The organism is Reyranella massiliensis 521, assembly GCF_000312425.1.
In the GTDB taxonomy this organism is placed as follows: domain Bacteria; phylum Pseudomonadota; class Alphaproteobacteria; order Reyranellales; family Reyranellaceae; genus Reyranella; species Reyranella massiliensis.
In genome coordinates, this window is record NZ_HE997181.1 from 2,901,531 (window position 1) to 2,914,846 (window position 13,316).

Here is a 13,316-nt window from a genome sequence, read left to right on the forward strand (position 1 = left end):
GTCGCTGGCGCCGCGCTCGGCCACCATCACGGTGATGATCCGCGCCGCCTTTGCTGCGGCGAAGAACCTGAAGCGCGACTTCGGCGAGGTCGAGCACCTGCAGATCTCCGAGAAGGGCCCCGGCGACTTCGTGAGCCACGCCGACATCAAGGCGGAGCGCACGCTGCGCGCCGAGCTTGAGCGCACGCGACCGGACTACGGTTTTCTCGGCGAAGAGGGTGGCGAGACCAAGGGAGACGGCCGCAATCGCTGGATCGTCGATCCGCTCGACGGCACGACCAACTTCCTGCATGGCGTGCCGCACTTCGCGATCTCGATCGCGCTGGAGCGTGAAAAGGAGATCATCGCCGGCGTCATCTACCAGCCGATTTCCGACGAGTTGTTCTGGGCCGAGAAGGGCAACGGCGCCTTCATCGACACGCCCAACGCGCGGTCGCGCCGGCTGCGCGTGTCGGGTCGCAAGGATCCTGCACGCGGCCTGATCGGCACCGGCATTCCCCATATTGGCAAGGGCGACCATCCCGCCTATTTCGCCAAGCTGGCGGCCGTGACCGAGCGCACGGCCGGTGTCCGCCGCTGGGGCGCCGCGTCCCTCGACCTGGCTTTCGTCGCGGCAGGCCGTTACGACGCCTTCTTCGAGTTCGGCCTGGCGCCCTGGGACGTCGCGGCAGGCATCCTGATGGTCAAGGAAGCCGGTGGCGTGGTGAGCGACATTGCCGGCCAGCCCTACGAACTCGGCGGCCGCTCGCTGCTCGCCAGCAACTTCAACCTGCGCGACTCGATGGTCGAGATCCTGTCCAAGGCCTAGCGCCGTCGTCGAGAAAGTCCGTACGCTCCACAGGCCCATCGAATTCCGTCGATTTCTAGGCAAGCCCGCTCCAGAGCGTGCATCCCTAGCTGGTTGAGCGAAGATCGGCCTTTGGTTATGGTCGGACGGTGATTCTCGTTGAAAGGCAATCGGTTGTGCCTCTCTCTTCGACGGCGGCGCGCAACCTCATCCTTGCTCCGCGGGGCATGACCGCGTGAGCAATCCCCTGCCCTATCTGGTCCGCATGCTGCTGTTCCTGGCAGCGGTCGCGATCATCGCCTACCTGCTGCATCACGACCTGCTGCGGGTGTTCCTGAACACGCCGATCCTGAACAGCGTGATCGTCGCGGTCCTGGTGATCGGCATCTTCTTCGTCATGCGGCAGGTGATTTCGCTGTGGCCCGAGGTGCGCTGGCTGCGGCGCTTCCAGGCGCGCGAGCCCGGCGCACCGGCGCTCGACGCGCAGTCGATCGACCTCCTGGCGCCGATGGCCGCCATGCTGGGCGAGCGGCAGGACAACTTGCGCCTGTCGCCGACGGCGACCCGAGCGCTGCTGGACGGCATTGCCTCGCGCCTCGACGAGCGCCGTGAACTCAGCCGCTACATGATCGGCCTGCTGATCTTCCTCGGCCTGCTCGGCACCTTCTGGGGCCTGCTGGAGACGATCGGCGCCGTCGCCGACGCCATCGGCGGCATGCAGGTGACCGGCGGCGACGCCGTGCAGATGTTCGCCAAGCTCAAGCAGGGCATCGAAGGACCGCTCAAGGGAATGGCGACGGCGTTCGGCGCCTCGTTGTTCGGTCTCTCGGGCTCGCTGGTGCTGGGCTTCCTCGAATTGCAGGCGAGCCAGGCGCAGGGCCGTTTCCACACCGAACTCGAGGAATGGCTGGCCGGCGCCACGCGGCTTTCCAGCGGCCTTCTGCAGACCGAAGGCGAGCAAGGCGTCTCGGCCTATGTCGAAGCCCTGCTGGAGCGCACCGCCGACGGGCTGGACGAACTCACCCGCACGCTCCGCCGCAGCGAGGAGACTCGCGAAGCCACCGCAGCGGCCAATGCGACCCTGGTCGAGCGCCTGTCGTCGCTGGCCGAGAGCATGCGCACGCAGCAGACCCTGCTGGCCCGCCTCGCCGAACATTCGATCGAGCTGCGCGGCACCGTCACGCGCCTCTCGGAACGCGGACCGAGTGCCGACACCGAGGCGCTGGCGAACCACCAGCGCAATATCGAGACGAGCCTTGCCCGGCTGGTCGAGGAAAGCGTGCGCAGCCGCGTAACCCTGACTGACGAACTACGGGGCGAGCTGCGCCTGCTGGCCCGGACGATGGCCGGCCGCGGCGGGCCGCCGACAGCCGGCGGTTAGCGTCCGATGGCGGCCATCTCGTCACGCCGCCGCGGCGGCAGCGCCGACTACACCTGGCCGGGTTATGTCGATGCGTTGACTACGCTGCTGATGGTCCTGATCTTTCTGCTCTCGCTGTTCAGCGTGGCGCAGTTCACGCTCTCCGACGCGCTCAACAACAGCGAGAATGCGATCGACCGCCTCAACAAGCAGGTCGGCGATCTGGCAAGCATGCTGTCGCTCGAGAAGAAGGCCGGCGAGAACCTGCAGAAGGATCTCGAACAGCTCACCCTGCAGCTTCGCCAGAGCCAGGCCGAACGCGACCGGCTGAATGCCGACCTCGCCGGCCAGCGCAGCGCGGCCGATGCGCTGAAGGTCGAGCGCGACCAACTCACCGAGCGCCTGACCTCCATGCTGGCGGAGCGTGAACGGCTCACCGCCGCCCTGCAGGAGAGCGCCAAGGAAGCGGAAGCCAAGAGCGCCGACCTGCAGAAGGAGGTCGAGCGCCAGCGGCTGGAACTCACGCGGCTCGCCGCCTCGCTGGCCGCCGCCAACACGGAGAAAGGCAAGCTGTTCGGCGACCTGACCGAGGAGCAGAAGCTCTCGGCCGAACAGAAGGCGGCCGTCGTGCGCCTGACGGCGGAACTCGCCGCCCTCAAGGAGGAATTCAGCCGCCTGAATGCCGCGCTCGATGCCGCCGACGTCAAGGCCAAGGAGCAGCAGGCGCAGATCGTCGATCTCGGTCAGCGGCTCAACCGGGCGCTGGCCAGCAAGGTCGAGGAACTGGCGCGCTACCGTTCCGAGTTCTTCGGCAAGCTGCGCGAGGCGCTGCGCGGTCAACGCGACGTCCAGATCGTGGGCGACCGCTTCGTGTTCCAGTCCGAGGTCCTCTTCCCGTCAGGCTCGGCGCAGCTCCAGCCCGGCGGCGAGAAGCAGCTCGCGAACGTCGCCCAGCGTCTTGTCGACATCGCCTCGCGCATTCCCAAGGACATCAACTGGGTGCTGCAGGTCGACGGTCATACCGACGACAAGCCTATCAAGAGCGCCCTCTACCCGTCGAACTGGGAACTGTCGGCCGCGCGCGCCATCGCCGTGGTGAAGTTCCTCCACAGCCAGGGCATTCCCAACGACCGGCTGGTGGCGGCGGGCTACGGCGAATATCAGCCGCTTTCCTCCATCGACACCGCCCGTAACCGCCGCATCGAACTGAAGCTGACGAACCGCTAGGTTGTCGGCATCGGCTGGCTAGAGCAATCCAAGTCGTTTCAGTTCGGCTGCCATTTCAGCCGGCATGTCGGCCGTGTCGCCTTGCGAGAGGTCGGGCGGCGCACGCTCGGGCTCGAGATAGCGCCATCCCTGGAAGGCCTTGCAGGCGCGCGGCGCCGTCTGGATCAGAGTGCGTTTGACCTTGATCTTGCAGTACTTCTTGCCGTCCTCGTCGTCGATATCCTCTTCGAAGCCGACCAGTTCCTGCCGGCAGCGGATGACGCCGCGCACGACCCAGTAGAGCGAGCCGCCATCGAGCAGTTCCTCGGAGCGACGCGGCGTGTTGCGCGTGTAGACCCAGTGCGGCGAACGCGGCGACTGGCGGCGTTGCTTGCGACGGGCGGCCTGGAGTTTCTTCATGTGCGGAAGATCGTCGACGCCGACCGCGAGCTTGATGAGATGCAACGCCATGGCTCGCGCTTAGTACGGCAGGTATCGCCTGCTCAAGCCTTGCATATCCACAGCGTGACCTTCTCGCCACAGCCTGCGAGAATTGCCGACCGGCCATCAGACTCCACAGAGTTTGCACAATCCACGGTCTATGGTCTGGCGCTTTTTGCGGGGGTTCCTCATGAATCGTTCGACGCTGGCTGCCTTGGTCGTAGCCCTGATGCTGGGCTCTGGCATTGCGGGATACCTGATCGGCAGGCCGGACGATTCGGTGGACCGTCCCACACCGCCGCGCACCGCCGCGACGACGACGCCTGCCGCATCGGCGCCAGCGCCTGCCGCGCCTGCGGCCACCCCCACAGCACCGACGCCGGCCAATGCGGCGCCGACGCCGATCGCTCAGCCTCCGACACCGGCCAGTGATGGCTTCGCCTATCGCCGTTACAGCGTCGACGCGAGCCGCGCCGAAGCCGAAGCGTGCCTGTCCTTCAACAAGCAGCTGGCCACCGGCGACGTGAAGTACGGCGACTATATCCGCCTCTCGCCTGAAGCCCGTACCGCAGTGCGCGTCGTCGACGATCGCCTGTGCATCGCAGGTCTTTCCTACGGTCAGGATTACGAGGTGAAGCTGCTTGCCGGCCTGCCCGGCCGCGATGGCGAGAAGCTGAAGGACGAACAGGTCGTGACCGTGGCGCTCGGCGCCCGTCCCGCCGTCGTGACCTTGCCGGGCAAGGGCTTCATCTTGCCGCGTGGCACCGCCGCTGGCCTGCCGGTCACCAGTATCAACGTCTCCAAGGTCGGCATCTCGGTCTATCGCGTGAACGAGCGCGGCATCGACCGCTTTTCCAGCGACCGCTACTACGATGTCGGCTTCCCTGGATCGGAGCCGATCACCGAGCCGTGGTCGCTCATGAGCTGGCTGAACGGCAGCAACGGCGCCGAGCAGTGGAGCGGCACGATGGAAGTGCGCAACGTGGCCAACCAGGCCGTCGTCACCGCCTTCCCGATCCGCGAGACCGTCAAGGACTGGAAGCCCGGCGCCTATTTCGTCGTGGTCTGGGACGCCGCCAAGCCGCCGGCCCGCAGCTACGACGACGAGAACAATGACGGCACTGCCGCCGGCATGTGGGTGATCGACACCGATATCGGCCTCACGAGCTTTACCGGCGACGACGGGCTGAACGTCTTTGCCCGCTCCCTGCAGACCGCCCAGCCGCTGGCCGGCGTCGAGGTCGTGGTGCTGTCGCGTGGCAACGAACCGCTCGGCAAGGCCATCACGGCGGAGGATGGCCGCGCCTCCTTCCCGGCGGGCCTTCTGAAAGGCCGCGGCGCCGCCGAGCCGGTCGCCGTCATGGCGCAGGATGCGGCCCGCAAGGACTTCTCGCGCCTCGAACTCACCAAGTCCGCGTTCGATCTGTCGGACCGCGGCGTCGATGGTCGTGCCCAGCCCGGCCCGGTCGACGCTTTCCTCTATACCGAGCGCGGCGTCTACCGGCCCGGCGAGACCGTGCAGCTCATGACCATGGTCCGCGACGATGCGGGCAATGCGCTGGCCAACATGCCGGTCACCCTGATCGTGAAGCGGCCGGACGGCAGCGAGTTCACACGCTTCACCCATGCCCTGCAGGGCTCGGGGGCGCTCTATCAGGCTATCGACCTGCCGAAATCCTCGCGACGTGGCCGCTGGTCGGCGGCGGCGCACATCGATCCCAAGGCCGCACCTGTCGGCCGCGTCGAATTTTCGGTCGAGGATTTTGTCCCTGAGAAGCTCAAGGTCGAGGTGACATCGCAGGCCGAGATCCTGCGCACCGGCCAGCTCAACGCCTTCGACGTCCAGGCCGACTTCCTCTACGGCGCGCCGGCGGCCGACCTTGCGGTCGACGCCGACATGAGGGTGACGGTGGATGCGCAGCCCTTCTCGGCCTTCGCCAAGTACACGTTCGGGCCGGACGAGGAGCGTTCCAAGTTCGAGCCGCCCTTCATCGAGCTGAAGGGACCGGAAACCGATCAGGCCGGCAAGTCGCGCCTCGAATGGGGCGGCGATCAGATCAAGGATACCGTCCTGCCGCTGCGCGCTCAGGTCCAGGTCCGTGTCTTCGAGCCAGGCGGCGGCCGCGCCACCAAGGCCGACAAGACCGTGCCGGTCCGCTCGCGCGACACCTATATCGGCATCAGCCCCACCTTCGAGGGCCGCTACTCGCGCGAGGGCGTCGACACCGAGTTCGACGTCGTTGCGGTCGACGACACCGGCAAGCAGATCGCGCGGCCGAGCGTTGAGTACCGCATCGAGAGCATCCGCTACGGCTACCAGTGGTATCAGGTCGATGGCCGCTGGCGCTGGCAGTCGACGCCCAACACGCGGCTGGTGACGGCCGACAAGATCACGCTCAAGGCCGATGCGCCGACGCGACTCACCCAGCGGCTGAGCTGGGGCGAGCACCGCCTGACCGTGATCGACAACGAGAAGAACACGACGACCAGCCTCGTCTTCTATGTCGGCTGGTATGGCGGCTCCAACGCCGAGGAGACGCCCGACACGCTGCGCGTCGCCAGCGACAAGCAGAACTACAAGCCCGGCGAGAAGGCTCGCCTGCGCATCGATGCGCCGTTCGCCGGCGAGGCGATGATCGCCATCGCTACGGACCGCATCGTCTCGACCCAGTCGGTGCAGGTGCCGGCCGGCGGCGTCACGGTCGAGATTCCGGTGAAGGCCGAATGGGGCGCCGGCGCCTATGCGCTGGTGACGGCATGGCGGCCGCTTTCCACGGTGGCGGAGCGCACGCCGACCCGCGCCATCGGCACGGCCTGGCTGGCACTCGATCCCGGCCTGCGCACCTTGGCCCTTCAGATCGGCACGCCGGAGAAGGTGACGCCGCGGCAGCGTATCGAGGTGCCGATCAAAGTCTCCAACCTCGCCGGCGGGCAGGAGGCGTTCGTCACCCTCGCCGCGGTCGATGAAGGCATCCTTCAGCTCACGCGCTTCAAGACGCCGAAACCTGCCGACTACTATTTCGGCAAGCGCCAGCTCGGCCTCGCCATGCGCGACGACTATGGCCGCCTGCTCGACACGCGCGCCGACGATCTCGGCCAGATCCGGGTCGGCGGCGATTCCGGCGATATAGGCGGTCTCGACATCGTGCCGACGCGCACGGTGGCGCTGTTCAGCGGCCCCGTGAAGCTCGACGACAAGGGTGAAGCCAAGATCGCCCTCGAAATCCCCGACTTCGTGGGCCAGCTCCGCCTGATGGCGGTCGCTTACGAGAAGACCCGCGTCGGCTCCTCCGAGCAGCGGCTGTTCGTGCGCGATGCCGTCACCGCCGACGTCGTGCTGCCGCGCTTCCTCGCGCCCAAGGACGTGGGACGCGTGGCCTTGTCGCTGCACAATGTCGATGGCCAGGCCGGAGACTATCGCCTGACCCTCGAAGCCACCGGCGCGGTCTCGCTGGAGCGCCCTGTCGGTGAGACGAAGAAGCTCGCCGCCAACCAGCGCGAGCTCATGACCTGGAACCTGCGGGCCGGCGATACCGGCCTCGGCAAGGTGACGGTCGCGGTCCAGGGACCGGGCAACTTCTCGGTACGCCGTGAATGGGAGATCCAGGTCCGGGCGGCTCAGACGCCCAGCGCCGTCGACACGGTCTCGCAACTCCAGCCGGGCCGCGAACTGACGCTCGATCGGAACGTCACCGCGACCTTTGCGCCGGGAACGGCACAAGTCAGCACGTCGCTCACCCGCATCCCGGGCATCGACGTGGCCGCGCTGCTGCGCTCGCTCGACAAATACCCCTTCGGCTGCGTCGAGCAGACCACCAGCCGCGCCCTGCCGCTGCTCTACTACAACAACGTGGCGCTGCTGGGTTACGGGCCGGCCGATCCGCGCATCTCCGACCGCGTGCAGGATGCGATCTACCGCATCGTCGACATGCAGATCATCGACGGCTCGTTCGGCATGTGGGGCCCACAGGCCACGCCAGCAGCGGAGTGGCTGCAGGCCTACGTGCTCGATTTCCTCGTGCGCGCCAACCAGCAGCAGATGGCGGTGCCCGCCGCGTCGCTGCAACGCGGCCTCGGCTGGCTGAACCGCAGCGCCGACAAGTTCTCGCCCAACGCCCAGGCCTATGCCTGGTACGTGCTGGCCAAGTCGGGCCTCGCCGATCCCGGCAGGCTCCGTTACTTCCAGGACACGAAGGCGGCCGAGATGAAGGGTGGCCTCGGTTGGGCGATGTTGGCGGCGGCGTTGAACCAGGTCGGCGAACCGGGCCGTGCCCGCCTCGCCTTCACGATGGCCCGCCAGCACATCGACGAGCGCGATCCCTCCGACTACTACGGCTCGCCGCTACGCAACCGCGCCGCCCTGCTGACGCTCGCTGTCGAAGCCGGCGGCCGCGAGGCGTTGACCGAGGTGACGAGCCTGGTCGGTGAGCGGATGGCCTCGCGCATCGACTACACGACCACGCAGGAACAGGCCTGGCTGGTGTTGGCCGCCCGCGCGATGAGCGCCGGTGGCGAGCTCGCCTACTCGGTCGATGGCGAGGCCAAGAAGGCCACGGCGGAGCCGGTGGTGATCAACCCCGATGCCGCTGCCATCGCGCGCGGCCTTCGCCTGAAGAACGACGGCGAGCGGCCGATCTGGATGCAGGTGACAGCGCGCGGCGTGCCGCTCGATCCGCAGCCAGCCGCGACCCAGGGGCTGAGCGTCAATCGCCGCTATCTCACCTTGGGTGGCGAGCCCGCCAGGCTCAATAGCGTGCGCCAGAATGACCGGCTGATCGTCTCGATCAGCGGGCGCAATCTCGAAGGCGGCTATCACGAAACCGCGCTGCTCGATCTGCTGCCGGCCGGCTTCGAGATCGAGGCGGTGCTCAACGACGAGACGGTGAAGTCCTTCCCCTTCCTGTCCGAGCTGAGCGAAACCCGCATCGCCGAGGCCCGCGACGACCGCTTCTTTGCCTCGATCAGCCTCGGCACGCGGCCGTACCGGACGTGGTGGGACAACTCGCCGAAGCACGGCAACTCCTACCATGTCGCCTACATCGTACGGGCGGTGACGCCCGGCACCTTCGCCCTGCCCGCGGCCAACATTTCGGACATGTACGCCCCGCGCGTCTTTGGCCGGACCGCCATGGGCAGCGTCACGATCGCGCCGGCCGCACGCTAGGCCGACGCCGTGAAGCTGAAGGGCCTCCTTGCGAGCCTCGCCGTTGCCGCTACGACCATGGCGGTGACGGCGCTGACGCTCGACCGGCTCTTCCCGCCCGACCTTCAGCGCTATCTCGACCGGTCGACCGAAGTGGTCGACGCCAACGGCCGCCTGCTGCGCGCCTTCACGACCGAAGACGGCAAGTGGCGGCTCAAGGCCTCGGTCGACGATGTCGATCCGCTCTATCTCTCGCTGCTCAAGGCTTACGAGGATCGCCGCTTCGATCTTCACTGGGGCGTCGATCCGCTGGCCGCCGTCCGTGCCGCCCAGCAGCTTGCCGAGCGCGGCCGCGTCGTGTCCGGTGCTTCGACGCTTTCCATGCAGGCCGCGCGCCTGCTCGAACCGCGCCTCCGGCCGGGATCGCGCAGCTTCACGACCAAGCTCATCCAGTCGGCGCGCGCCCTGCAGCTCGAATGGCGCTACTCGAAGCGCGACGTGCTGGCGATCTACCTGACGCTCGCCCCGATGGGCGGCAACCTCGAAGGCGTGCGCGCCGCGTCGCTCGCCTATTTCGGCAAAGAGCCGCGCCAGCTCAGCGCTGCGGAAGCGGCCCTCCTCGTCGCCATCCCGCAATCGCCGGAGCGCCGTCGCCCCGACCGCGCACCGGCATTGGCGCAGAGCGCCCGCGACCGCGTGCTGGAGCGCGGGCTGGAGCATGGCGTGATCGACCGGCCGCAGTTCGAGATGGCCGTCAGTAGGCCCTCGCCCGACCGGCGGCTCAACCTGCCGATGCAGGCGCCGCATCTGTCGGCCTGGCTCGCCGGCCAGTCGCCGGGCACCGTCGTGCCGACCACCGTGCGTTACGAGCTGCAATCCACGCTGGCGCAGCTCCTGCGCGACGAGCGCGGCCAGTTCAGCGACAAGGCCCAAGTCGCGATGGTGGCAATCGACAATCGCAGCGGCACGGTCGTGGCCTGGCTGGGCGGCGACGATTTCTTCGGCCGCGCCGGGCAGGTCGACCTCGTGCGCGCGCGTCGCTCGCCGGGCTCGGCGTTGAAGCCGCTGATCTACGCCATGGCCTTCGACGACCGCGCCCTGCATCCCGACACGCTGGTCGAGGACGTGCCGGTGCGCTTCCGCGACTGGCTACCGCGCAACTTCGATCGCGATCATCAGGGCGCCGTCAGCGTGCGGCGGGCTCTGCAGCAATCGCTGAATGTTCCCGCCGTGCTGGCGCTCGAAAAAGTCGGGCCGTTGCGGTTCCTCTCGACCTTGCGTCAGGCCGGCGTGCAGCCGGGCCTGCCACCGGGCGATACCGGCAACTCGCTGGGCATCGCGCTCGGCAGCGCCACGGTCTCCCCGCTTGAAATGGCCGGCCTCTACATGGGCCTCGCCAACGAAGGCCGCTTCGCGCTCCCACAGATCCGGCTCGACCAGCCCAGGCCTGAGCCGGTGAAGCTGCTGGGCTCGGCAGCGACTTGGTATGTCGGCGATGTGCTGGCCGACGCTCCGCTGCCGGAAGGCTTTGCCTCCCTTCCTGTCGCACTGCGTGATCGCCGCATCGCCTTCAAGACGGGAACATCGGCCGGTTACCGCGACGCCTGGGCGGCGGGCTACAGCGCCAACTGGACGGTCGTGGTCTGGGTCGGCCATGCCGACGGCACGCCGCGGCCGGGCCAGCTCGGCCGCCTCTCGGCCCTGCCCATTCTCTTCAAGGCATTCGGCCGCCTGCCCGGCGAAGATAATCGCGCCCGTCCCGCGCCCATCGATACGATCCGGGTCGCGTCCTATCGCGAACTGCCGCCGCGCATGCGTACCCTCGGGCCGACGACCGATTCGAATGGCGGGCCGCGCATCGCCTATCCGCCGGCCGACGCCCGCATCGAAGTGGCGGCGCGCGAGGCCGTGTCGCTGAACGCGCTCGGCGGTCAGGGCAAGTTGCGCTGGCTGGTCGATGGGCGCCCCCTCGACGGTACGCGATGGGTGCCCGACGGCGTGGGCCTCGTCCGCCTCGCCGTGGTCGACGAAGCCGGCCGCTCGAGCGCGGTGACAGTGCGCATCGAAAGGCGCTGAACCACCGTAGCGTCGCTCATCCGCGGATGAGCAGATTTCATCGGATCACCCCGGCGTAGGACTGTCAGGCACTTGCTACTGTCGCCCGATGGCCCTCCGACTCCCGCCCCTCAGCACGTTGCGCCTGTTCGAAGCTGCCGGCCGTCTCCAGAGCTTCAAGCTCGCGTCAGCGGAACTCGCCGTAACGCCAAGCGCCATCAGCAAGGGCGTCCAATCGCTCGAGGAATGGCTGGGTGTTCCCCTCTTCATCCGAGGCACGAAGCGGCTGACATTGACGGAAGCAGGCGAAGCGTACCTGCCGTCGATCCGCCAGGCGTTGGTGATCCTGGCCGCCGCCAGCGAACGCATACCGGGGCGGCCGGCACGACGCGGCCTGGCGCTCAGCGTTGCGCCTGCTTTCGGAAGCCGCCTGCTGCTGCCGCGATTGACGGGCTTTCGCCGGCTGCACGCGGACATCAGCATCGCCATCGACACCAACCATCGGCAGGTCGTTTTCCCCAACGATGGCGTCGATCTCGCGATTCGCATGGGCACCGGCAACTGGCCGGATCTGGAGGCGACTCTCCTCCTCTCGGAAGAACTCGTGCCCGTCTGCTCGCCCGACTTCCTGAAGTCGCTCGCCAGGATTGCCGATCCCGTGGCACGATTGCGAGCGGCGCCGCTCATTCACCTGACCAGCGCCTCCGACGATTGGACGGCGTGGGTGCGCGGCAGCGGCCTCAGCGGCTTCGATCCTCAACGCAGCCTGACTGTGGACACGATCGACATGGCCCTCGATGCCGCCTGCCGCGGGCTGGGCGTCGCGATTGGCCGGCTGCCCTTTGCCCGCTCCGAACTCGACGCCGGCAAACTCGTGAGATTTTGCGATCCCGTCGTCGTCGCGAAAACGGGCTACTGGTTCGTAGGTCTGCCCGACACGATGAAGCGGCCGGAGGTCGTCGCGTTCCGGCGCTGGCTGCTGTCCGAATTCCAGCCGCTCGGCCCGCAGCGCACAAGTGACTAGCGCTCACGCGGCATAACGGGTTTTCGTTTGTTCGCGCTGATGGGAGGAGACACTTCTGTGCTCCCCCTTGTCGGAGCGCACAATGACTTCACGAGTATCGCGCGGTGTGTACCTGACGATCGTCGCGGGTGCGGTGATCATGTCGGTCTCCATGGGCATTCGCCAGAGCTACGGCCTCATCCTGGGGCCTGCCTCGATGGAATGGGGCCTGTCGCTCTCGATGTTCGCGCTGGCGATTGCGCTCCACAATCTCGTCTGGGGATTGGCGCAGCCAGTCGCGGGCGCGATTGCCGACCGGTACGGCGCCGCACCAGTCGTCATCACAGGCGCCATCGCCTATGCGCTGGGCCTCGCGTTGACCGCAACGATGCCGGGACTTTGGCCGGCCATGGTCGGTACGGGCGTGCTGGTCGGTATCGGCCTGAGCTGCACGAGTTACGGCACGGTGCTGGCGGCGGTCGGGCGCGCCGCTCCGCCGGAGCGCCGTACGGCGATGATGGGAACGGCGAGCGCCATCGGCTCCATCGGCGGCGCCGTCGTCGTGCCTGCGACGCAGTTCATGATCGAAGCCAGCGGTGTGGGTGCTGCCCTCCTCGGGCTCGCTTTGGCGATGGTGATCTCCGCACCGCTGGCCTTCGTCTTTCTCGGCACCGATCGTCAGGCCCTGCGGGCGCCCGTCGCGCTCAAGCGCGAAGTCTCCTTCGGCGAGGCCCTCAAGGAGGCCGTCAGCCACCGCGGCTACATCCTGCTCACCCTGGGCTTCTTCACCTGCGGCTTTCAGCTCGCCTTCTTCGCCGTGCACTTTCCGAGTTACCTCGTCACCTGCCATCTGCCGGTCGCACTCGGCGCAGCGGCATTGGCGGTGTTCGGCGGCTGCAACGCCCTCGGAAGCTGGCTGTGCGGTCTGTTGGGGACATGGTACCGCCCGCAGATCGTGCTGGCCTGGATCTACATCGCGCGTGGACTGGCCATCGTGGCGCTGGTGTTCCTGCCCAAGACCGAGTTCGTCGCCCTGGCCTTTGCCGGCGTTCTGGGCCTGCTCGGGCTCGGCACGGTGCCACTCACTAGCGGGCTCATCGCGCGCATCTTCGGCACCGGCAATCTCGGCATGCTGTTCGGCCTCTGCTTCCTCAACCACCAGATCGGCGCGTTCCTGGGGGCATGGAGCGGCGGATGGCTGTTCGAGCGGACCGGTTCGTTCGATCCGATCTGGCTCGCCACCGCCGCAGCGGGCGGCGTCGCCGCCCTGCTGCACTTCCCCATTCGCGACGAGCCGGTCGTCCGGCCCGCCCTGGCGTAA

General features: G+C 67.8%; 8 protein-coding genes. 7 read left to right on the plus strand and 1 reads right to left on the minus strand.

Annotation, left to right across the window (positions count from 1 at the left end; translation table 11 throughout):
- Positions 1-34 precede the first annotated feature (34 nt).
- The 3 genes from BN60_RS14365 (at position 35) to BN60_RS14375 (ending at position 3,374) form a co-directional block, all read left to right on the plus strand.
- Positions 35-808, plus strand: coding sequence for an inositol monophosphatase family protein (locus tag BN60_RS14365; RefSeq protein ID WP_215905970.1), 774 nt, complete (start codon positions 35-37; stop codon positions 806-808).
- A gap of 214 nt (positions 809-1,022) precedes the next feature.
- Positions 1,023-2,168, plus strand: a complete 1,146-nt coding sequence (locus tag BN60_RS14370) for a hypothetical protein (protein ID WP_020696783.1) — start codon at positions 1,023-1,025, stop codon at positions 2,166-2,168.
- Positions 2,169-2,174: 6 nt separating this feature from the next.
- Positions 2,175-3,374, plus strand: coding sequence for a peptidoglycan -binding protein (locus tag BN60_RS14375; protein WP_020696784.1), 1,200 nt, complete (start codon positions 2,175-2,177; stop codon positions 3,372-3,374).
- An 18-nt stretch (positions 3,375-3,392) separates the two neighbouring features.
- Here BN60_RS14375 and BN60_RS14380 read toward each other — a convergent pair whose 3' ends face one another.
- Complete coding sequence (locus BN60_RS14380; protein ID WP_020696785.1) at positions 3,393-3,824, minus strand: DUF1489 family protein; 432 nt, start codon at positions 3,822-3,824, stop codon at positions 3,393-3,395.
- Positions 3,825-3,984: 160 nt separating this feature from the next.
- Between BN60_RS14380 and BN60_RS14385 the strand changes: the two genes are divergently transcribed.
- The 4 genes from BN60_RS14385 (at position 3,985) to BN60_RS14400 (ending at position 13,316) form a co-directional block, all read left to right on the plus strand.
- Positions 3,985-8,958 (plus strand): alpha-2-macroglobulin family protein, encoded by a 4,974-nt coding sequence (locus BN60_RS14385; protein WP_020696786.1) that lies wholly within the window; start codon positions 3,985-3,987, stop codon positions 8,956-8,958.
- A gap of 9 nt (positions 8,959-8,967) precedes the next feature.
- On the plus strand, positions 8,968-11,013 hold the full coding sequence (gene pbpC, locus BN60_RS14390) for a penicillin-binding protein 1C (protein ID WP_020696787.1): 2,046 nt from the start codon (positions 8,968-8,970) through the stop codon (positions 11,011-11,013).
- 88 nt (positions 11,014-11,101) lie between these two features.
- Positions 11,102-12,016 (plus strand): LysR substrate-binding domain-containing protein, encoded by a 915-nt coding sequence (locus BN60_RS14395; RefSeq protein ID WP_020696788.1) that lies wholly within the window; start codon positions 11,102-11,104, stop codon positions 12,014-12,016.
- Positions 12,017-12,098: 82 nt separating this feature from the next.
- Entirely contained in the window at positions 12,099-13,316 is a 1,218-nt protein-coding gene (locus BN60_RS14400) for an MFS transporter (protein WP_043283940.1), read from the plus strand.

What these genes read in the sequence shown, in the direction of transcription:
- BN60_RS14365 (WP_215905970.1), top strand. Translation starts at nt 35, where the DNA reads ATGATCCGCGCCGCCTTTGCTGCGGCGAAGAACCTGAAGCGCGACTTC.
- BN60_RS14375 (WP_020696784.1), top strand. Translation starts at nt 2,175, where the DNA reads ATGGCGGCCATCTCGTCACGCCGCCGCGGCGGCAGCGCCGACTACACC.
- BN60_RS14380 (WP_020696785.1), bottom strand. Translation starts at nt 3,824, where the DNA reads ATGGCGTTGCATCTCATCAAGCTCGCGGTCGGCGTCGACGATCTTCCG.
- BN60_RS14385 (WP_020696786.1), top strand. Translation starts at nt 3,985, where the DNA reads ATGAATCGTTCGACGCTGGCTGCCTTGGTCGTAGCCCTGATGCTGGGC.
- BN60_RS14395 (WP_020696788.1), top strand. Translation starts at nt 11,102, where the DNA reads ATGGCCCTCCGACTCCCGCCCCTCAGCACGTTGCGCCTGTTCGAAGCT.
- BN60_RS14400 (WP_043283940.1), top strand. Translation starts at nt 12,099, where the DNA reads ATGACTTCACGAGTATCGCGCGGTGTGTACCTGACGATCGTCGCGGGT.